Annotated in this window: 16 protein-coding genes and 1 pseudogene; 10 read left to right on the forward strand and 7 right to left on the reverse strand. The window is 57.8% G+C overall.

Features of this window, described 5'->3' with window-relative positions:
* Positions 1 to 11: 11 nt before the first annotated feature.
* Entirely contained in the window at positions 12 to 2,048 is a 2,037-nt protein-coding gene (locus BN1135_RS11100) for a bacteriohemerythrin (RefSeq protein WP_042021072.1), read from the forward strand.
* 116 nt (positions 2,049 to 2,164) lie between these two features.
* Here BN1135_RS11100 and BN1135_RS11105 read toward each other — a convergent pair whose 3' ends face one another.
* Positions 2,165 to 2,503, reverse strand: coding sequence for a hypothetical protein (locus BN1135_RS11105; RefSeq protein WP_042021073.1), 339 nt, complete (start codon positions 2,501 to 2,503; stop codon positions 2,165 to 2,167).
* A 78-nt stretch (positions 2,504 to 2,581) separates the two neighbouring features.
* Positions 2,582 to 3,157 carry a DNA-3-methyladenine glycosylase I gene (locus BN1135_RS11110; protein ID WP_042021144.1) on the reverse strand — a complete coding sequence of 192 codons (576 nt, stop codon included), beginning with the start codon at positions 3,155 to 3,157 and terminating at the stop codon, positions 2,582 to 2,584.
* 236 nt (positions 3,158 to 3,393) lie between these two features.
* Between BN1135_RS11110 and glyQ the strand changes: the two genes are divergently transcribed.
* From glyQ to BN1135_RS11125, 3 genes are all read left to right on the forward strand, one after another.
* Positions 3,394 to 4,344, forward strand: a complete 951-nt coding sequence (gene glyQ / locus BN1135_RS11115) for a glycine--tRNA ligase subunit alpha (RefSeq protein WP_042021076.1) — start codon at positions 3,394 to 3,396, stop codon at positions 4,342 to 4,344.
* A gap of 9 nt (positions 4,345 to 4,353) precedes the next feature.
* On the forward strand, positions 4,354 to 6,423 hold the full coding sequence (gene glyS / locus BN1135_RS11120; RefSeq protein WP_042021078.1) for a glycine--tRNA ligase subunit beta: 2,070 nt from the start codon (positions 4,354 to 4,356) through the stop codon (positions 6,421 to 6,423).
* Between the two features lie 107 nt (positions 6,424 to 6,530).
* Positions 6,531 to 7,391 (forward strand): restriction endonuclease, encoded by an 861-nt coding sequence (locus BN1135_RS11125; RefSeq protein ID WP_042021146.1) that lies wholly within the window; start codon positions 6,531 to 6,533, stop codon positions 7,389 to 7,391.
* Between the two features lie 296 nt (positions 7,392 to 7,687).
* Here the strand turns inward: BN1135_RS11125 and BN1135_RS11130 are convergent, their stop codons facing one another.
* Positions 7,688 to 8,401 (reverse strand): hypothetical protein, encoded by a 714-nt coding sequence (locus BN1135_RS11130; protein ID WP_042021080.1) that lies wholly within the window; start codon positions 8,399 to 8,401, stop codon positions 7,688 to 7,690.
* A gap of 241 nt (positions 8,402 to 8,642) precedes the next feature.
* Here BN1135_RS11130 and BN1135_RS11135 point away from each other — a divergent pair, with 241 nt between their 5' ends.
* Positions 8,643 to 9,137: a DM13 domain-containing protein gene (locus BN1135_RS11135; RefSeq protein ID WP_042021081.1), complete on the forward strand. Its 495-nt coding sequence runs from the start codon at positions 8,643 to 8,645 to the stop codon at positions 9,135 to 9,137.
* A 76-nt stretch (positions 9,138 to 9,213) separates the two neighbouring features.
* Here BN1135_RS11135 and BN1135_RS11140 read toward each other — a convergent pair whose 3' ends face one another.
* The 3 genes and pseudogenes from BN1135_RS11140 to BN1135_RS11145 all read right to left on the reverse strand — a co-directional run bounded on the left by BN1135_RS11140 (position 9,214) and on the right by BN1135_RS11145 (position 11,938).
* Positions 9,214 to 10,638, reverse strand: a complete 1,425-nt coding sequence (locus BN1135_RS11140; protein ID WP_317624013.1) for a methyl-accepting chemotaxis protein — start codon at positions 10,636 to 10,638, stop codon at positions 9,214 to 9,216.
* Positions 10,639 to 10,692: 54 nt separating this feature from the next.
* Positions 10,693 to 11,124: pseudogene (locus BN1135_RS22555) on the reverse strand (cache domain-containing protein); the annotation flags it as partial.
* Positions 11,125 to 11,233: 109 nt separating this feature from the next.
* Positions 11,234 to 11,938, reverse strand: coding sequence for a GntR family transcriptional regulator (locus BN1135_RS11145; RefSeq protein ID WP_042021082.1), 705 nt, complete (start codon positions 11,936 to 11,938; stop codon positions 11,234 to 11,236).
* A 282-nt stretch (positions 11,939 to 12,220) separates the two neighbouring features.
* Here BN1135_RS11145 and BN1135_RS11150 point away from each other — a divergent pair, with 282 nt between their 5' ends.
* The gene (locus tag BN1135_RS11150) at positions 12,221 to 13,810 is read left to right on the forward strand and encodes an alpha-glucoside-specific PTS transporter subunit IIBC (RefSeq protein WP_042021084.1); all 1,590 of its coding nucleotides are present in this window, start codon (positions 12,221 to 12,223) and stop codon (positions 13,808 to 13,810) included.
* Entirely contained in the window at positions 13,807 to 15,132 is a 1,326-nt protein-coding gene (locus BN1135_RS11155) for a 6-phospho-alpha-glucosidase (protein ID WP_213391093.1), read from the forward strand. Before BN1135_RS11150 ends, BN1135_RS11155 begins: the two co-directional genes overlap by 4 nt.
* A 65-nt stretch (positions 15,133 to 15,197) precedes the next feature.
* Here BN1135_RS11155 and BN1135_RS11160 read toward each other — a convergent pair whose 3' ends face one another.
* Positions 15,198 to 16,202 (reverse strand): substrate-binding domain-containing protein, encoded by a 1,005-nt coding sequence (locus BN1135_RS11160; RefSeq protein WP_042021087.1) that lies wholly within the window; start codon positions 16,200 to 16,202, stop codon positions 15,198 to 15,200.
* Positions 16,203 to 16,636: 434 nt separating this feature from the next.
* On the opposite strand from BN1135_RS11160, the gene BN1135_RS11165 reads away from it, so the two are divergent.
* The 3 genes from BN1135_RS11165 (at position 16,637) to BN1135_RS11175 (ending at position 20,122) form a co-directional block, all read left to right on the forward strand.
* Positions 16,637 to 17,758 (forward strand): branched-chain amino acid ABC transporter substrate-binding protein, encoded by a 1,122-nt coding sequence (locus BN1135_RS11165; protein ID WP_042021088.1) that lies wholly within the window; start codon positions 16,637 to 16,639, stop codon positions 17,756 to 17,758.
* Between the two features lie 68 nt (positions 17,759 to 17,826).
* Positions 17,827 to 18,753, forward strand: coding sequence for a high-affinity branched-chain amino acid ABC transporter permease LivH (gene livH / locus BN1135_RS11170; protein ID WP_042021090.1), 927 nt, complete (start codon positions 17,827 to 17,829; stop codon positions 18,751 to 18,753).
* Between the two features lie 100 nt (positions 18,754 to 18,853).
* Positions 18,854 to 20,122 (forward strand): high-affinity branched-chain amino acid ABC transporter permease LivM, encoded by a 1,269-nt coding sequence (locus BN1135_RS11175; protein WP_042021092.1) that lies wholly within the window; start codon positions 18,854 to 18,856, stop codon positions 20,120 to 20,122.
* The last annotated feature ends 9 nt before the right edge of the window (positions 20,123 to 20,131 follow it).

A 20,131-nucleotide genomic window follows, 5' to 3' on the forward strand; every position in this document is an offset into this window, starting at 1 on the left:
GAGGGCTCTCCATGTTTGCACTGCTTCGCAACCTCTCGATCCGCCATCTGCTGTTGGGCGCGAGCCTGGTTATCCTGTTTACCATGGTGCTGGGAGGTATCTGGCGCAGCACCCTGACCGATCGGCTCGGGCAACTGCCGGAACAGTTGATTACCAGCGCCAACCGGCAAATTACCCTGCAGGAGCTGCGCTATCACACCACCCAGGTGCAGCAATTTCTGACCGATGCTGCCGTCTCGGGCGAGCAGGACTCCATCGCCGAGGCGGAACAGCACGCGCAGGCCGCCCGCCAGTTGCTCGGCACCCTGCCACAGCTGCAAAGCGCCCTCACCCCTCTGCTCACCCGCCAGCTCGAGGTGGGCAAACAGATGGTCGATGCCTACCTGAAAGGGGGGCGCGAAGCGGGCAACCGCTTGATGAAGCAGCCGGGAGAGGGCTTTGACGCGATAACCGGTAGCATCGCCACTCAGGTGGAAGGGGCGCTGGAGCAGCAACAACAACAGCTGATGCGTCAGGAGCGGGAGATCGCCACCCAAAGCAGTGCCCTGCAAAGCCAGGATCTGCTGCTGTTAGTGGTCAGCCTGACCATCATCATGCTGATGTTGCTGCTGATCCATCTCAAGACGGTGCGCCCGCTGCAACAACTGATGACCCAGCTGGTCGAGCTGGCCAATCACAGCCACAACCTCACCTTCCGGCTACGCAGCCGCGGGCAGGACGAGTTCGCCTACCTCGCCACCGTCTTCAACCGCTTCCTCGACAATATCGACAGCCTGATCGGCTCGGTGCAGCAGGTCTCCCACAAGACCCATGACAAGATGGCGCTGCTGATGGAACACTCCGGCAGCACCCTCAGCAGCATGCAGCAGGCCCAGCAAAGTACTGATCTGCTGGCGACCGCCATCAACGAAATGACCGCCACGGTGCACAATATCGAGCACAACACCGAGCAGGCCAGCCAGGATACCCTGCTCACCCAGCAGCAAGCCCACGATGGTCAGCAGCAGGTGAGCCAGACCATCACCCTGATCCGTCAGGTGGCCACCCATATCGAGCAATCAGCCGGTGAGGTGACCCGGCTGGATCAAGAGAGCAGCCAGATCGGCAACATACTGCAGGTGATCAGCACCATCTCGGAGCAAACCAACCTGCTGGCCCTCAATGCCGCCATCGAAGCCGCCCGCGCCGGCGAACAGGGACGCGGCTTTGCGGTAGTCGCCGACGAGGTACGCAAGCTGGCCACCCGCACTCAAGCCGCCACCATCGATATCCAGCAGCGGATTGAAGCGCTGCAGCACAACACCCGCCATGCAGTGACCACCATGCACACCACCCGCAACGTCAGCGAGCAGGCGGTCAATCAGGCTGCTGGCACCGGTGAAACCCTCGACGCCATCGTCGCCGCCATCACCCGGGTGGCTGATATGAACCACCAGATCGCCACCGCCGCCGAACAACAGGCGCAGGTCGCCGAAGAGACCAACCGCAACGTCATGCAGGTTGCCCATATTGCCCGTGAATGTCTGGATCTGGCCCGTGAGAGCCGCACCCATACCCGGGATCTCAATCAGGCCAACGAGGAGATCGGCCTTATCAGCGATCAGTTCGAAGTGAACCGGCAGGATCTCAGTGGCCACGAGCACGATCTGCTGCACTGGAACGAAGCCTTTATGGTGCGGGTGGCCAGCGTGGATCAGCAGCATCAGGGGTTGTTCGAGGCGATGAACCGCTTCTATCACGCGGTACGGGATAACAGCCCGGCTCAGCAGCGCAAGCAGCGGCTGGATGAGCTACTGAAACTGGCCACCCAGCACTTTGCCGACGAAGAGCGCAGCATGGAGCAGGCCCGCTATCCCCAGTTGCAGCGTCACAAGCAGGAGCACACCAAGCTGCTGACCGAGCTGGATACCCTGATCCGGCGCGAAGATACCGACGAGCAGGAGCTCAACATGGAGCTGATCATCTTTCTGAAGAACTGGCTGCTCAACCACATCTTCAAGGTGGATAAGCAGTACAGCGAATGCCTGATCAAGGCGGGGGTGGAGTAAGTCGCCACCCGGCAGCCAGATGCCAAAAGGCTCCCATCATCGGGAGCCTTTTTCATGTCACACTGTTTTGCTGCCAGCGGTTGGCCACATCGGGCGCCGCTACCATGAAGCGAGGATCAGCGGCGGCGGATATCCCGCGCCTCTTCACGTACGTCCTGCTTGAACTGGCGCTTGTCCTGACGGCAGTCGACGTTGTTCAGGTACTCTTCCTGACGGCAATCCTGCTTGGTATCGCGGGCTTGCGGGCGGCCATCCTGACGCACATCACGGGCATCGTGGCGGGCATCCTGATGACCGTTGTAGCTATCCTGACGAACGTCACGCGCGTCGCTACGACCATCCTGACGAATATCGCGCGCCTCTTTGACAGCCAAGGCAGGCAGTGAGGTCAACAGGGTGGCACAAGCCAGGATCAGGGCACGACAAGTGCGTCCGCGAACAGTGATGAAAGACATGAATGACTCCTTAAGTTGGGAGCGAGATTCTGAACGCCCATCACTGTATACCGACTGAACCGGATGCAACAAAGAGGCTTAGTGTGGTGTCTTTTGACACTCTTCGAGGCAAGGACAGCTGACCAGATGATCGTTCACCATTCCCACCGCCTGCATAAAGGCGTAACAAATGGTGCTGCCGACGAAGTTGAAGCCGAGCTTCTTGAGCGCCTTCGCCATGGCATCTGACTCCTTTGATGTCGCCGGAATATCGCCGTTGCCCTGACGCTGGTTGACCATGGGAGCACCGCCGACAAAGGTCCACAGGTAATCGGCAAAGTCGATGCCCTGCTCCTGCAACGCCAGATAAGCGCGGGCATTTCTGATGATCGACTGCACCTTGAGCCGGTTGCGGATAATGCCGGTGTCCTGCATCAGCCGCTCCACATCCTGCTCGTCGAACCTGGCGATCAGCACCGGATCAAAGTCGGCATAGGCGCGGTAATAGCTCCCGGTGCGCTTGAGGATGGTGAGCCACGACAAGCCCGCTTGCTGACCGTCGAGACAGAGCTTGGCAAACAGCTCGCGGGGGTCATAAACCGGCCGGCCCCACTGCTGGTCATGGTACGCAATATATTCCGCATCACTGGTCACCCAGGCGCAACGCAGTTCCATCTCATTCATCTTTGGCTATCTCCTCTCTTCTCACTGATACCCGATATCCTCCCACCCCGTGGGCAGATCATCCCGTGAACATCCGGCGCCAACCCGCCGCTAACCCGCCATAACGGGGCGCCATCTCGCGAATCCCCAGCAATTTCGCCTATTATCCGACCATGCCAGACGGTATACTCCCTCGGTTCACATTCAGCAAATCTTGCTCTGATTTTCACTTCGCGCGAAAAAAAATTATGCAAAAATTCGATGTCAAAACCTTTCAGGGCCTGATCCTGCAGCTGCAGGACTACTGGTCCCGCCAGGGCTGTACCATTATTCAGCCGTTGGATATGGAAGTGGGTGCCGGTACTTCCCACCCCATGACCTGTCTGCGCGCACTGGGCCCTGAGCCCATCGCCTGCGCTTACGTGCAACCGTCCCGCCGTCCTACCGACGGCCGCTACGGTGAAAACCCGAACCGCCTGCAGCACTACTACCAGTTTCAGGTGATCATCAAGCCTTCCCCCGACAACATTCAAGAGCTCTACCTCGGCTCGCTGCAAGAGTTGGGTCTGGATCCGCAAATCCACGACATCCGCTTTGTGGAAGACAACTGGGAAAACCCGACGCTGGGTGCCTGGGGTCTGGGTTGGGAAGTGTGGCTCAACGGCATGGAAGTGACTCAGTTCACCTACTTCCAGCAGGTTGGCGGCCTCGAGTGCAAACCGGTTACCGGCGAGATCACCTACGGTCTCGAGCGTCTGGCCATGTACATTCAGGGCGTAGACAGCGTCTACGATCTGGTCTGGTCTGACGGCCCGCTGGGCAAGACCACCTACGGCGACGTGTTCCACCAGAACGAAGTGGAGCAATCCACCTACAACTTCGAACACGCCGATGTAGATTTCCTGTTCCACTGCTTCGAGCAGTACGAGAAGGAAGCCCAACACCTGCTGGCACTGGAAAAACCGCTGCCGCTGCCTGCCTACGAGCGCATCCTCAAGGCCGCTCACTCCTTCAACCTGCTGGATGCCCGCAAGGCCATCTCGGTCACCGAGCGTCAGCGCTACATCCTGCGCATTCGCACCCTGACCAAGGCCGTGGCCGAGGCCTACTACGCCTCCCGCGAAGCGCTGGGTTTCCCCATGTGCAAGCGCAGCGACGAAGAGCGCCAGCGTCGTGACAGCAACGAGCAGCAAGGTTAAGGAACGGACATGGCACAACATACATTTCTGGTAGAGATCGGTACTGCTGAGCTGCCGCCCAAAGCCCTGCGCTCCCTGGCCGAAGCCTTTGCCGACAACCTCAAAAACGAACTGACCAAGGCCGATCTGGCCTTCGCCGGTGTCGAGTGGTTTGCCTCACCGCGCCGTCTGGCGCTCAAGGTGAGCGAGCTGGCTGGCGAGCAGCCGAGCAAGAGCGTCGAGAAGCGCGGTCCGGCTGTCTCTCAGGCGTTCGATGCTGAAGGCAAGCCGACCAAGGCTGCCGAAGGCTGGGCCCGTGGCAACGGCATCACAGTTGCTCAGGCCGAGCGTCTGGTCACCGACAAGGGTGAATGGCTGGTTCACACCGCCAAGGTCGAAGGCCGTCCGGCCAAAGAGCTGCTGGGCGAACTGGTCGCTGCTGCACTGGCCAAGCTGCCCATCCCGAAAATGATGCGCTGGGGCGACAAGACCATCCAGTTCGTGCGTCCGGTGTTCACCGTGACCCTGCTGCTGGATGGGGATCTGGTTCCCGCCACCATTCTGGGTATCGACTCTGCCCGCACCATTCGCGGTCACCGCTTTATGGGCGAGCCCGAGTTCACCATCGACAACGCCAGCCAGTACCCGCAGATCCTGCTGGAAAAAGGCAAAGTGGTTGCCGACTTCATGGTGCGCAAGGCCAAGATCAAGGCTGACGCCGAAGCGGCCGCTGCCGCCTTCGGTGGCGTTGCCGATCTGGACGACGCCCTGCTGGAAGAAGTGACCGCACTGGTCGAGTGGCCTGTGGTGCTGACCGCCAACTTTGAAGAGAAGTTCCTGGCCGTTCCCGCTGAAGCGCTGGTGCACACCATGAAGGGTGACCAGAAGTACTTCCCGGTCTACGACAAGAACGGCAAACTGCTGCCGAAGTTCATCTTCGTCACCAACATCGAGTCCAAAGACCCGAGCCAGATCATCAGCGGCAACGAGAAGGTGGTTCGCCCCCGTCTCTCTGACGCCGAGTTCTTCTTCAAGACCGACCTCAAGCAGACCCTGGCCTCCCGCCTGCCGCGCCTTGAAACCGTGTTGTTCCAGCAGCAGCTGGGCACCGTCAAGGCCAAGGTCGAGCGCATCGAGACCGTCGCCGGCTTTATCGCCGAGCGTATCGGTGCCGACGTGACTCAGGCCAAGCGTGCCGGTCTGCTCTCCAAGTGTGACCTGATGACCAACATGGTCGGCGAGTTCGCCAGCACCCAGGGTGTCATGGGGATGCACTACGCCCGTCACGATGGCGAAGACGAAGTGGTGGCCGTGGCCCTCAACGAGCAGTACATGCCGCGCTTTGCCGGTGATGCCCTGCCGTCCGCTCTGGAAGCCTGTGCCGTCGCGCTGGCCGACAAGTTCGACACCCTGGCCGGTATCTTCGGCATCGGCATGCTGCCGAAGGGTGACAAAGATCCGTTCGCCCTGCGTCGCGCCGCCATCGGTGCCCTGCGCATCATGACCGAGAAGCAGCTGGATCTGGATCTGGTTGAACTGGTGGAAGAAGCGGTACGTGTCTACGGCGACAAGCTGACCAACCAAACCGTCGTCACCGACGTGGTCGACTTTATGCTGGGCCGCTTCCGCGCCGCCTATCAGGACGAAGGTATCGGTGCCGACGTGGTGCTGGCCGTACTGGCCCGCCGCCCGACCCGTCCCCTCGACTTCGATCGTCGCGTCAAGGCCGTCAGCCACTTCCGCACTCTGGATGCCGCACTGGCTCTGGCTGCCGCCAACAAGCGGGTGAGCAACATTCTGGCCAAGGTTGAAGGCGAACTGCCGACTGCCGTCAAACCGGAACTGCTGGTCGATGCCGCCGAGAAGGCGCTGGCCACCCAGGTTGCCGAACTGCAAGCCGAACTGGCCCCGCTGTTCGCTGCCGGTGACTATCAGGCTGCCCTCACCCGTCTGGCCGCCCTGCGCGAGCCGGTCGATACCTTCTTCAACGAAGTCATGGTGATGGCCGACGACGAAGCCCTCAAGGCCAACCGTCTGGCGCTGCTGAACAACCTGCGCAACCTGTTCCTGCAAGTCGCGGATATCTCCCTACTGCAGTGATTTTGACCACGATTATACTAAAGGGGCCCTTGGGGCCCCCTTTTTTATTTACACTTACCAACCCTGATTGTACATTAATATCATTCATTATCTTTATGGGTTTAATTATGGGCAATGGAAAGCAATATGAGGAATTTGTAGGGCGACTTCAGCAGGCCATTTTGAATTCAGAAGAATATTTGAAAATTAAAAATATCACTATAGAGAAGAATAGAATCATCACGGACAACAATGGCATCGAACGTGAATTTGATCTTTACTGGGAATATGACCTAGGTGGAATAAAATACAAAAGCGTTATTGAATGTAAAGATTACAACAAAAAAATCAGTATCGAAAAAATTGATGCTTTAATTGGTAAGATTTCTGACATTCCAAACATATACCCTATATTTGCAACTAAGATTGGATATCAGTCCGGAGCTAAGATAAAAGCAGAACGTAAAGGTGTTGAGCTTCTTATCGTAAGGGAGCAATGTGAAAATGATTGGGTTGCTGACGATGGAACTCCATACCTCCGAGAGATAGGCTTTAACATTCAGATAAATACTCCTGTCAAGATATACCAAATCATCCCACAGTTAGATGGACAATGGATATTAGCAAACACTGATATTGATGTGACTAAACCATTAGTTCACCACTCTAGAAATGATCAAATATATATTAATGATAAAAGAGCACTAACTAGAACATCTATCCATCAATTAGAAACCGACCTAACCGCTGAATATAAAGAGGTATATGGTGATTTCACTAAAACATATCATTATGATGATGCTTATTTAGAAGTCGATGGTTATAAGTTAAAACTAATCAGCTTAGATATAGGGTTTAGGCATAGCCTTCCATTTTCTTTAGAGACATCAATAGATTTTTCAAAAGAACTCATTGGAGTTATTGAGTATTTAAGAAGTGGTAAAAAAACAGCTGTATATAAAGACAGAGTAACTCCTGACTGGAGGTGACATATATCGTAGGTTCGATTAGCCGATAGGCGTAATCGGACATTCGCGTAAATCAACTCTCCCGCTATAACGGCCACCCGCATTTCCCCTCCGGCTGGCCAACCCTGACTCACGGCAACAACCGCAATCAACGCCTCTCGATCGTCCGATTACGCTGCGCTAATCGAACCTACATAAGGCGGTGAAATATGGTGCATGCCGGTCGGAAATCCGGGGCGCCCACCTTTCTACACAAATAATCATCTGGCTGATGACTGACATCGTCACCAACCCACTCAACCGGGGTTCATTGCTCGCTAGATACTGGCGGAGGATGCCCGCCGTACCAGCAGCGGGGTTTCGCCGCTGATGCGGGCCACGTCGAGCTTGAGCTGATCGACCCGTGCCGGGTCCTGTTCGCACAAATAAAGGACGTAGTGGGGCTCGCCATCGCGGTTCTTTTTCACCGCCTCGAAGGTGACGTTCTGCTGGCGCGCCCAGCGGCGCCACTTCTCGACGTTATCCGCCTGTTTGTAGACGCCGATCTTCAGCTTGGCTGGCTTCTGGCTAGGAACTGCTACCGGCAGCGGGATGGTGGTCTCCCGCGGCGGAAAGGCCAGCTCCATGGCATAGAGAGGGGCGGGCTGATCAATGGCGGCCACGCCAAACTCAGCCAATGGCTGCGGTTCGTTGACCACCAGAGGAAGTGCCGCAAGGTGCAAGCGGGCAATAAAAACCAGCGAGGCCACCAGCGCCAGGCTGGTACAGATCAGCGCCCCAACCAGCTTGTTGCTGGCGCGAGCAGGCAGTGGCTGCGTAACCGGCACCACCACAATCGGCGGAGCTGACAGTGAAGTGGTGCCTGATGGAAACGAGGGGAGCGGCAGCTCAGCAAGCGCAGGCGCGATGGGCGGCTCGCAGGGTGCCTCACGCGCTGGCTCGGCGGGCGGCATGGCCTCGGGTTCGTCAGACGGCATCTGCGGGATCTGGCGTTCAGGCATGGACAGCAGGGATTTATTGGTCGGTTTCACTCTTTCGATTCCACGTTCGGCAACTGGCGCAGGGTTGTCAGCGGCGGGAGCCAAATCCGGCCACCAGCTCGGCGCTGGCAGCCATTATCCCGCCCCCCCCTTGTACCGGAGCTTAAGGAGCGGTCGATTTTCGCGCGGCCAGTGCTGCGCAAACATCCTGCTCCATTGCGCCGGACGACAAGCGGGCCCATCGGTGCCACTGCTATGATGCTGACTCCTGTTCATCAACGACCGAGATATCATGAAACGCAAAACCATGGCCCTGCTGCTGGGCACCCATCTGCTGGTCGCGGCGGCAGGCTTTGCCGCCGGTGTCTATACCCTGCCAATCCTGATCGCGCCCTCTGCCCCCGGCAGTGAGCTGGTGGCGGCCAGCCAGCAGCAAGCCAGATTCCACGGCACCTTTCGCCGGGATCTGCAAGACAGCGATCGGCTGCACTGGGGGGAAGGCAAGGTGAGCATAGGGCCGGATGCCATCAGTCTGATGGGCAAGCTGGCCCCCGGACCCGACTACCAGCTCTACCTCTCCCCCGAGTTTGTCGAGACCGAAGCCGATTTTGCCCGCCTCAAGGATCAGATGGTGCGGGTCGGGCCGGTGAAGACCTTCGACAACTTTATCGTGCCGCTGCCCGCCACGGTCGATCCGGCCCGCTACAGCAGCGTGATCGTCTGGTGTGAAACCTTCGGCCAGTTCATCACTGCCGCCCGTTATCAGGATCAGCACCCGGTGCAGTAACCTCGCGCCCCTGACCAGCACCATCAAAAAGGGCTGACATCGCTGTCAGCCCTTTGGCTATCCGGCCCGAGCGTGATTAACGCTCCGGCTGGGTCATCTCCCGCAACAGCTGATCGATGCAACCGACCACTTTCTCGGAGTTGTGCTCGATCTCCCGGTAGAGGGCCTCCGCCTCTGCGTGCTTGTGCTGATTTTTCAGCTCGATGACCTGCTGGATCACCTGATGCAGCCTGGCGTGGGGGGTGGCGATCGCCTTGAAGGCCGGTTGTGAACTGCAGCAGGATGCCCCTTCGCTGAAGTACCAGCGGCCGAGACGGCACTCCTTGTCACTGACCGCTTCGCTGCGCGACAACCCCTCCTGCCCATCCAGATAGGCGCGCACCCGGGTCTTCCAGCCCAGATGGGCGGCGCGGGCGCGGGTCAGCACCATCTGCACGTTGGAACCATCCTGAAACTGCCCGGCCAGCTCCCCCAGCTTGTCCACCAGCGTCGCCACATGGGTGGCAATCTGGGCGGTGTCCCGCGCCACCAGAGTGGTGGCCTGAGAGATCTCGTGGACGCTGACGATATTGCGGGTTATCTCGTCGCTCACCGAGGATTGCTCCTCCGAGGCGGTGGCGATCTGGGCGTTCATGTCGCGAATACTGTTGACCGCCCCCTTGATCCGGCTGAGGGCATCCCCCGCCTGATTGGCCCGCTCCACTGATTCCCCCGCCTGCGAGACGCTGTGCTCGATCATGGTCACCGTCGCGCCCACCGCCCGTTGTAGCTGCTCGATGGTGCCGCGGATCTCGGCAGTGGAGTGCTGGGTGCGGCCCGCCAGCGAGCGCACCTCGTCGGCCACCACCGCAAAACCGCGCCCCTGTTCACCGGCCCGGGCCGCCTCGATGGCGGCGTTGAGTGCCAGCAGGTTGGTCTGCTCGGCGATGGACTGGATCACCGCCAGCACCGAGCCAATCTGCTCGCTGGCCTTGGCGACCTCTCTCACCGTGTTGCCCGCGCTGGCGATCTCCTCGGCCAGCTGTTCGATCATGCTGACACTCTGCTGCACCACCTCATCGCCAGTGACTGCCTGATTGTCCGCTTCGCTGGCCGCCTCGGCCGCCTGCACCGTGTTGTGGGCCACTTCGTGCACCGTGCTGGTCATCTCGGTCATGGCAGTGGCGAGCTGGGTGGTCTGCTCCTGCTGGCGCGTCATGCTGCTGAGGTTACCCGCCGCGCTGCGCGACAGCCGCTCGCTCTCGCCAGCCAGTTCGCCCAAGGTGGTGGTGAGCTGGCTGATGGTGTCGCGGATCTTGGCAACGAAGACATTGAACGCCGACCCGAGGCGGCGGATCTCCTCCGGCCCCGCCACCGGCAGCTTGCTGCCAAGATCGCCGGAGCCGTTGGCCAGCGCCTCCAGCGCCTTGACGCTGTCGAGCAGCGGGCGGCTAAGACGCGCCAGCAGCAGCACCAGCGCAACTGCAATCAGGGCGGTGCCGAGCAGCGCGATCATCACCATCTGCCAACTCTGACGCGCCAACGCAGCGGCAACCACGCTGTGATCCCGTGCCAGCTCGATCACCCCGACCGCCTTGCCGGAGAAGTCGTGCAGCGGCGCCGCCATCACCAGAAAATCGCTCCCCTGCTGCTTGATGGTGGTGAAGCGGCTCTCTCCCGCCAGTACCCCCTGATACCAGTCCGCCGACTCGCCGAGCATGGATGTGCCGGTCAGCATCACGGGTTTTCCCTGTTCAAACAGATAGATGGCGAGCCGACTGTCCTTGCCCAGCAGATCGGCAAACAGCGAAGCATCGAGGACGCGGCCAAACTCCACCGAGCCGACCGGCTGACCGTTGAAGGTGACCGGCACCACACCGCGGATCCCGGTGCCGCCCTGACCGGTCTCCAGCCCGCCGACCGGTTGATGGTTGCGGTTCACCTCGACCACCGCCAGCCGGGTGGTAGAGAGGTCGTCGCCATGGTTCGCGGGTTTATGCACCCGATAAAGGGAGGTGGCTCAAACAGGTGGAATATTCACCGGATAAGGGGCTATGTCCTGCTTCGCGAGAGGCCCGGCATCCCGGCAATAACCAGCCAGCAGGCTGGCGAGCGGATTAACGAAACCGGTGCAGGTGGTAGTCGACATGGTAGTCGTTGCCATTGCGGAACATGATGGAGTAGTTGAGAAACTCGCCATCTTCGCTATAGGAGAGGGAGGTCAGGCGCAAGATTGGCGCCCCCTGCTCGATATGGAGCAGCTCGGCAGTGGCCCGATCCGCCAGCACAGCGCTGAAACACTCATAGTTACCCGCAATCGCGATCCCGCACTCCCGTTCGATGTAGTCGAATTTGGACCCTTCCAGATGGGCGACCGACAGATTGCGAAACAACCTGACCGGCATGTAGCTCTCCTCCAGCAGCAGCGCCCGACCATCCACCGAGCGGATCCGGCTGGAGTAGTAGACGGGTTCATTGACCTTCACCCTCAGCTGACTGGCGATGGCTGGTGGCGCGGGCATGGTGCGAAATTCCAGTACCTGGCTGGTCAATGTGCGTCCCTGCTCACGCATCAGTTCGGTAAACCCGCTCAGCCCTTTGGTCTCATGCTGGACATCCTTTTTCGTCACATAGGTGCCGCTGCCGTGGCGCCGCTCGACCAGTCCCCACTCGATCAACATGTCTACCGCTTTGCGGATGGTCATGCGGGACACGCCATACTGTTCTGCCAGCGCTTTTTCGCCCGGCAACACATCCCCCACCCGACACTCGGCACCATTTACCCTGATCCTGAGTCGATCAGCTACCGATTTATAGATCACTGCTAGACATCTCCTGTTGTCACAACGCCAGCCAACTCATTCTGAAAAAAGTGGTAAAAAAGCTTAAAAACAATAACTTACCTTTCAACAAAAGCTGCAATAACATCACAGAATGAAGAGGTACAACAATATCTCAAAAGTTAGACATCTTTGTATAAATAACTGCATGCGTCAGATCACATAATTCCAAGATATTTCATAAGGTCTCTTTTTATCGCTGCTAATTTGCATCTGGCAACACCGGCAAGGATTCGATTAGCCATTTAAACCAAGGGACAATATATGCTCAGTCAAATTCAACGTTTTGGCGGTGCAATGTTCACTCCAGTCCTGCTTTTTCCTTTTGCAGGTATGGTAGTAGGCATTGCAATTATGCTGAAAAACCCGATGTTTGTCGGTGAAGCACTGGCAAACCCGCAAGGATTATTTTTCCAGATCATTCATATTATTGAAGAAGGTGGCTGGACTGTATTCAGAAATATGCCGCTAATATTTGCGATTGGTCTTCCTATTGGTCTGGCAAATAAGGCACCTGCCAGAGCCTGTCTGGCAGTATTGGTCAGTTTCATGACCTGGAATTATTTCATCAACGCCATGGGGATGACCTGGGGCAGTTATTTTGGGGTCGACTTCAGTCAGGATGTGGGCGGTGAAAGCGGCCTAGCCATGGTGGCGGGGATCAAGACCCTGGATACCAGCATCATAGGCGCCATCGTCATCTCCGGCTTAGTGACCGCGCTGCACAACCGGCTGTTTGACCGCCAATTGCCAGTCTTTCTCGGTATCTTTCAGGGCAGCTCCTTTGTCGCTATCGTCGCCTTCTTCGTGATGATCCCCTGCGCCTGGCTGACCCTGCTCGGCTGGCCAAAAGTGCAGATGGGTATCGCCTCCCTGCAGAATTTCATGCTGGTCTCGGGGCCGGTCGGGGTATGGGTATACACCTTCCTCGAGCGGATTTTGATCCCGACCGGCCTGCATCACTTTATCTACGGCCCCTTCATCTTCGGCCCTGCGGCAGTGGAAGGTGGCATTCAGCTCTACTGGGCACAGCACATGCTGGAGTTCAGCCAGAACACCCGCCCACTGATTGAGCAGTTCCCCCAGGGTGGCTTTGCCCTGCATGGCAACTCGAAGATTTTCGGTGCCATGGGGATTGCCCTTGCCATCTATGCAACGGCAGCCAAAGAGAACAAGACCAAGGTGGCAGGCCTGCTTATCCCGGCCACCCTGACCGCCATTCTGGTCGGCATCACAGAGCCGCTGGAGTTCACCTTCCTCTTCATCTCGCCGCTGCTGTTTGCCATCCACGCCCTGCTGGCAGCCACCATGTCGACTGTGATGTACCTGTTTGGTGTAGTCGGCAACATGGGCGGTGGTCTGCTCGACCAGTTCCTGCCGCAGAACTGGATACCCATGTTCCACAACCATGCGGGAATGATGTTCACCCAGATCGCTATCGGATTGGTCTTTACCGGAATCTGGTTCCTGGTATTCCGTGCGCTGATTATCCGGCTCAATCTGAAAACACCGGGGCGGGAAGACAGTGAAATAAAGCTTTATTCCAAGTCAGATTATCAGGCAGCCAAAAAACAACGTGGCAGTGATAGTGCAGTACAAATTATTGAAGCGCTTGGCGGTGCCAACAATATACACAGCCTGAATAATTGCGCCACCCGGTTAAGAATATCGCTGGTTAACAGCAAGCTGGCTGCTGCAGATGAGGAATTTATTAAATTGGGTGCCCATGGGGTCGTCCGCCATGGCGATAGTATCCAGGTAATTATCGGTCTGCATGTACCTCAGGTACGTGAAAATATGGAATCGATTATGAACAACAGTCATCAACAATCGTCTTTAGTAATGGAGTCATGATCATGAAAAAATTCTCTGTAGTCATTGCCGGTGGTGGCAGCACTTTTACTCCTGGTATCGTTCTGATGTTGCTGGAAAATCAGCATCGCTTCCCGCTCAAGGAGATCAAATTCTACGACAACGATGGTGCCCGTCAGGAGATCATCGCCGAAGCCTGCAAAATCCTGCTGAAAGAGAAGGCTCCCGAGATCGCCTTCAGCTATGGCACCGATCCCAAAGCAGCGTTTAGCGATGTGGATTTCGTCATGGCTCATATCCGGGTTGGCAAATATCCGATGCGCGAGCTGGACGAGAAGATCCCGCTGCGTCATGGTGTGGTCGGTCAGGAGACCTGCGGCCCGGGCGGTATCGCCTACGGCATGCGCTCCATCGGCGGTGTACTGGAACTGGTCGACTATATGGAGCAGTACTCCCCCAATGCCTGGATGCTCAACTACTCCAACCCGGCAGCCATTGTGGCGGAAGCGACCCGTCGCCTGCGCCCCAATGCCAAAATTCTCAACATCTGTGACATGCCGATCGGGATCGAGGGGCGCATGGCCCAGATTGCCGGCCTCAAATCCCGTAAAGAGATGCGGGTACGCTACTACGGCCTCAACCACTTCGGCTGGTGGACCCGCATCGAAGATCTGGAAGGCAACGACCTGATGCCGAAGATCAAGGAGCACGTCGCCCGCCACGGCTATGTGCCCAACAGCGCCAGCCATGCCGAAGCAAGCTGGAACGATACCTTCGCCAAGGCCAAGGATGTGTGGGCGCTCGACCCGGATACCCTGCCCAACACCTATCTGAAGTACTACCTCTACCCGGACTATGTGGTGGCCCACTCCAACCCGGAGCACACCCGCGCCAACGAGGTGATGGAGCACCGCGAGAAGCAGGTCTTCACTGCCTGTACCGAGATCGTCAAGGCAGGCAATTCAGCGGCTGGCGAGCTGGAGATCGATGAGCACGCCTCCTATATCGTTGACCTGGCAACCGCTATCGCCTTCAACACCCAGGAGCGGATGCTGCTGATCGTTCCCAATCGAGGCGCCATCCCCAACTTCGACCCGGAAGCCATGGTCGAGATCCCCTGTCTGGTCGGCAGTAGCGGGCCTGAGCCGTTGCAGGTGGGCAGCATCCCGCTGTTCCAGCAAGGCCTGATGGGCCAGCAGGTAGCGGTCGAGAAACTGGTGGTCGAAGCCTGGACCGAGCACTCTTACCAGAAGCTGTGGCAAGCCATCACCCTCTCCAAGACAGTGCCCAGTGCCTCGGTGGCCAAGTCCATTCTCGATGACTTGATTGAGGCCAACAAAGCCTACTGGCCGGAACTGAAGTAAACCGCCCATAAACAAAAACCCCCTCGTGACAGAGGGGGTTTTTCATTGGGGCAATAGAGGTGTGATTAACCCAGCGCTTTGACCGAGCGACGGATGATCAACTCGGGCTGTACCGTCATTGACTCGACATCCAGCTCTTTGTTGCGGATCCGGCTGACCAAATGCTTGACCGCCAGCAGACCGAGTTCGGCCTTGGGATGGCGGATGGTGGTCAGCGGCGGGCTGGAGAAGCGGGCCATCGCCACATCGTCGTAGCCGATCACAGAGATGTCATCAGGCACCTTGACCCCGGCTTCCCAAGCGGCACAGATAGCCCCGATTGCCATCGGATCGTCGAACGCGAACACCGCGGTCGGCCGGGGCTGCAAGGCCAGGATACGCTGCATGGCATCGAAGCCGCTCTGGCTCTCGTAATCCCCTTCAAAGATCTGTTCATCTTTGAGGGTCAGACCGTGCTCGCCCAAGGCGTCGCGCACCCCGTCCAGTCGCTGCTGGGTGGTCTCTTTAGAGACCTGACCAGTGATACAGACGATATCGGTGTGCCCCAGTTCCAGCAGATGGCGAACAGCCATGCCGGCACCGATGCGAGCGTTATCGTTGATCACGTTGGCGAAATCGCACTCCGTACCCCAATCCAGCACCACCTGTGGCACATGTTTGTGGATGCGCAACATATCGCGCAACGGAGTATCGATATCAGTACCCAATACCAGCAGGCCATCCACCCGTTTTTCCATCAGCATTCTCAAGTAATGCTGCTGGCGGGGCGGCTGGTTTTCGGTGTTGCAGAGGATCAGGCTGTAGCCTTGTTCGAAGCAGTACGCTTCGACCCCTTGCACCACTTCGGCAAAGAAGGGGTTTACGCTGGTGGTCACCAGCATGCCAATGGTCTTGGTCGAATTGATTTTTAGACTGCGCGCTACCGAGTTGGGCGCGTAGTTGAGTTCTGCCACCGCCTCAATCACTTTCTGGGTCGCGTCTTCGCTGACCCGCCGAGTGTGGTTGAGCACATGTGAGACGGTGGAGATGGATACGCCTGCGCGAGAGGCGACATCCTTGATAGTGGCCATCTCAGTCTCCTGACTGTCAAAGGCGGAACATTAGCAGATTTCCCGAATAAAGGCTTGGTTTTAACGGGCTCGGCCACGGAATTGTCAATGCTGGCTAATCTATGCGCCCATTTGTATTTGCGCAAATTAATTGTGGTCAAAATGGGAGCGCCATCAGGGTAAATTATCACCAGATTAATCCTCTGGCATTTCACCAACCAGCAACTCGTTGCCAAGATGTTAAGAGACAAAATCAATATTAAATTCTAAACCAACAAAAATAACGGGTCATTAGTTTCAAAATACCCCCATCCAACCCCCTCTGGTTAGTATCTTTAACAGCTTGTTATTGTCCCGTGAGGAATGATAGAACCTTATCTACTGCCGGACATGTGGGATCAAGATCCGGAACAAGGTACGGAAATGAAATAATTCACTGATTAAGGGACGAATCAATGCATAAGTTGAGCAAAATAACAGTAAGCGCAGCGGTTTCTTTGGCTCTGTTTGGATCGATTTCCATCGCCAATGCAGCAGACACCATCAAGATCGGTATCGCCGGTCCGGTCACTGGTCCGGTCGCTCAATACGGCGACATGCAGTTCACCGGCGGCAAGATGGCGGTAGAGCAGATCAACAAGGCTGGCGGCATCGCTGGCAAGCAGATTGAGGCGATCGTCTATGACGACGCCTGCGACCCCAAGCAAGCGGTGGCAGTAGCGAACAAAGTGGTGAACGACGGCGTCAAGTTCGTGGTCGGTCACCTCTGTTCCGACAACACCCTGCCCGCCTCCGACATCTATGAAGACGAGGGGATCCTGATGATTACCCCGGCTTCCACCAACCCCAAGATCACCGAGCGCGGTTACCAGCTGACCCTGCGTACCATAGGTCTGGATAGCGATCAGGGCCCGACTGCCGCCAAGTACATCATCGAGCAGGTCAAACCCCAGCGCGTCGCTGTTATCCACGACAAGAAGCAGTACGGCGAAGGGATCGCCTCCAGCGTCAAGGCCTCGCTCGACAAGGCGGGCGTCAAAGTGGTGGCCTTTGAAGGGATCACCGCCGGTGACAAGGACTTCTCCGCCCTGATCGCCAAGCTGCAGAAAGAGAACGTCGATTTCGTCTACTACGGCGGCTATCACCCGGAGTTGGGGCTGATCCTGCGCCAATCTGCCGAGAAAGGGTTGAAAGCCAAGTTTATGGGCCCGGAAGGGGTGGGTAACAAGGATATCTCCGCCATCGGCGGCCCAGCGTCCGAAGGACTGCTGGTCACCCTGCCGAACAAGTACGATCTGGTCCCTGCCAACGCCCCGCTGGTTGCGGCATTCAAGGCCAAGGGTCAGGACTCTTCCGGTCCGTTCGTCTGGACTACCTATGCTGCGGTGCAAACCCTGGCAGCCGGTATCGCCAAAGCGGGTGAAGATGACCCGGCCGCCGTTGCAGCCGCCATCAAGGCAACCCCTATCGATACCGTGATGGGCAACCTGAACTGGGCACCGAACGGTGACCTGAAAGGCTTCGAATTCGGGGTGTTCCAGTGGCACGCTGACGGTACCTCCAGCCAAGTCAAATAATCTGCCGATTTGGGGGTGAGCCTCACTCACCCCCTCCTCTCTTTGCGGGCAAGTACAGGGAACGCAGTATGTCCGAACACCTCCTTTATCTGGTTCAGCAGCTGCTGAACGGATTAACCATAGGCAGCACCTATGCGTTGATCGCCATCGGCTACACCATGGTCTATGGCATCATCGGCATGATCAACTTCGCCCACGGCGAGGTTTACATGATCGGATCCTATGTCGCTTTCATGGTGATGGCGGGGCTCATGATGATGGGCATCGACAGCACCTTTCTACTGCTGGGGGGCGCCTTCCTGGTCAGTATCGTCATCACCGGCACCTATGGCTGGAGCATCGAGCGGGTCGCCTACCGGCCGCTGCGCGGTGGTAACCGGCTGATCCCCCTCATCTCCGCTATCGGCATGTCGATCTTCTTGCAGAACATGATGCGGATGGCACAGGGCTCGCGGGATATCGCCATGCCCACCTTGATCTCCGGTGGCTGGACCCTGGGGGGCGAGGATGGTTTTCAGGCCAGCCTCTCCTATATGCAGCTGATCATCTTCGTGGTGACTTTTATCACCATGCTGGCGCTGACCCAGTTCATCAACCGCTCCCGCATGGGCCGCGCCTGCCGCGCCTGCTCGGAAGATATCAAGATGGCCAACCTGCTGGGGATCGACACCCACGTGGTCATCTCCATCACCTTCGTGCTGGGGGCCGCGCTGGCCGCCATCGCCGGGGTGCTGCTCGGCATGTATTACGGCGTCATCAACCCCTACCTCGGCTTTATGGCCGGTCTGAAAGCCTTCACGGCGGCGGTATTGGGTGGCATCGGCAGCATTCCGGGCGCCGTGCTTGGCGGCCTGCTGCTGGGGGTGGTTGAAGCGCTCACCGCCGGTTATCTCAGCACCGAATACAAGGATGTGATGGCGTTTGCCCTGCTTATCTTTGTGCTGCTGTTTATGCCCACCGGCATTCTGGGCCGCCCGGAGGTAGAAAAAGTATGATGAAACATCCATTCACTCATGCAGATATCACCACTCTGATAGGGATCTCTCTGCCCAGCAGCGGCACCCGGGGCCGCCCGCAACGTTCGGAGGTGAAGGCATGAAAAGCCAATTCATCCACGCCAGCATCGCCAGTCTGGTGTTACTGGTGCTCTCCTTCTGGCTGCTCGGCTTTCGTTTTGAGTCTGAGGGGGGTCAATTACTGATCGTCAGTCGTCTCGATGTGTCGCTGGCCTGGTTGCTGGGCGGCGCCACCCTGGTGTTCTGGTTCCAGCTGATGCGCGGCCAGATCAGTCGGCTGTTCCACTCCTCCATCAGTGGCTTCTCGGTCGGCTTCACCAAGCTGGTGCTGCCAAGTCAGGAAGAGGCGCCTCGGCTCTATAACACCACTGCCGTGCTGGTGCTGCTGTTTGCGGTACTCTGGCCCTTTATGGCCTCGCGCGGTGCCATCGATCTGGCTACCCTCACCCTGATTTACATCATGCTGGGGCTGGGCTTGAACGTGGTGGTGGGTCTGGCGGGGCTGCTCGATCTCGGCTATGTCGGCTTCTATGCGGTCGGCGCTTACAGCTATGCCCTGCTCAACACCTATTTCGGTCTGAGCTTTTGGGAGTGCCTGCCTATCGCCGGGATGATGGCCGCCACCTTTGGCTTCCTGCTCGGCTTTCCGGTGCTGCGGCTACGGGGGGATTATCTGGCCATCGTCACCCTGGGCTTTGGCGAGATCATCCGTATCCTGCTCAACAATATGACCTCCCTGACCGGCGGCCCGAACGGGATCTCCGGCATCCCGAAACCGACTCTGGCCGGGCTGGAGTTCAACCGCACCGTCAAGGATGGCGGCTGGGAGACTTTCCACGAATTTTTTGGCATCACCTATAACGCCAACCACAAGGTGATCTTCCTCTACCTGATGGCGCTGCTGCTGGTAGTGGCGACCCTGTTCGTCATCAACCGTCTGCTGCGGATGCCGCTCGGCCGCGCCTGGGAAGCGCTGCGGGAAGACGAGATCGCCTGCAAGTCGTTGGGGCTCAACCCCACCATCATCAAGCTGACCGCCTTCACCATAGGTGCCACCTTTGCCGGTTTCGCCGGTAGTTTCTTTGCCTCGCGGCAGGGCTTTATCAGCCCGGAATCCTTCGTCTTTATCGAGTCGGCCATAGTGCTCGCTATCGTCGTGCTCGGGGGCATGGGCTCCCAGATCGGGGTGGTGCTGGCCGCCATCGTGATGACGGTGCTGCCGGAGCTGGCCCGTGAATTCAACGAGTACCGCATGCTGATGTTCGGCCTGTTGATGGTGTTCATGATGATCTGGCGGCCACAAGGATTGCTGCCGATGACCCGTCCGCATCTGGAGTTGAAGAAATGAGTACACATC

The organism is Aeromonas sobria, from assembly GCF_000820145.1.
GTDB lineage: Bacteria > Pseudomonadota > Gammaproteobacteria > Enterobacterales > Aeromonadaceae > Aeromonas > Aeromonas sobria.

Excerpts from the sequence above, each read along its gene's own strand:
- BN1135_RS11165 (WP_042021088.1), top strand. The coding sequence starts at position 16,637 with ATGCATAAGTTGAGCAAAATAACAGTAAGCGCAGCGGTTTCTTTGGCT.
- BN1135_RS11110 (WP_042021144.1), bottom strand. The coding sequence starts at position 3,157 with ATGGAACTGCGTTGCGCCTGGGTGACCAGTGATGCGGAATATATTGCG.
- livH (WP_042021090.1), top strand. The coding sequence starts at position 17,827 with ATGTCCGAACACCTCCTTTATCTGGTTCAGCAGCTGCTGAACGGATTA.
- BN1135_RS11105 (WP_042021073.1), bottom strand. The coding sequence starts at position 2,503 with ATGTCTTTCATCACTGTTCGCGGACGCACTTGTCGTGCCCTGATCCTG.
- BN1135_RS11175 (WP_042021092.1), top strand. The coding sequence starts at position 18,854 with ATGAAAAGCCAATTCATCCACGCCAGCATCGCCAGTCTGGTGTTACTG.
- glyS (WP_042021078.1), top strand. The coding sequence starts at position 4,354 with ATGGCACAACATACATTTCTGGTAGAGATCGGTACTGCTGAGCTGCCG.
- BN1135_RS11155 (WP_213391093.1), top strand. The coding sequence starts at position 13,807 with ATGATCATGAAAAAATTCTCTGTAGTCATTGCCGGTGGTGGCAGCACT.
- BN1135_RS11140 (WP_317624013.1), bottom strand. The coding sequence starts at position 10,638 with ATGGTGATGATCGCGCTGCTCGGCACCGCCCTGATTGCAGTTGCGCTG.
- glyQ (WP_042021076.1), top strand. The coding sequence starts at position 3,394 with ATGCAAAAATTCGATGTCAAAACCTTTCAGGGCCTGATCCTGCAGCTG.
- BN1135_RS11160 (WP_042021087.1), bottom strand. The coding sequence starts at position 16,202 with ATGGCCACTATCAAGGATGTCGCCTCTCGCGCAGGCGTATCCATCTCC.
- BN1135_RS11135 (WP_042021081.1), top strand. The coding sequence starts at position 8,643 with ATGAAACGCAAAACCATGGCCCTGCTGCTGGGCACCCATCTGCTGGTC.
- BN1135_RS11100 (WP_042021072.1), top strand. The coding sequence starts at position 12 with ATGTTTGCACTGCTTCGCAACCTCTCGATCCGCCATCTGCTGTTGGGC.
- BN1135_RS11150 (WP_042021084.1), top strand. The coding sequence starts at position 12,221 with ATGCTCAGTCAAATTCAACGTTTTGGCGGTGCAATGTTCACTCCAGTC.
- BN1135_RS11125 (WP_042021146.1), top strand. The coding sequence starts at position 6,531 with ATGGGCAATGGAAAGCAATATGAGGAATTTGTAGGGCGACTTCAGCAG.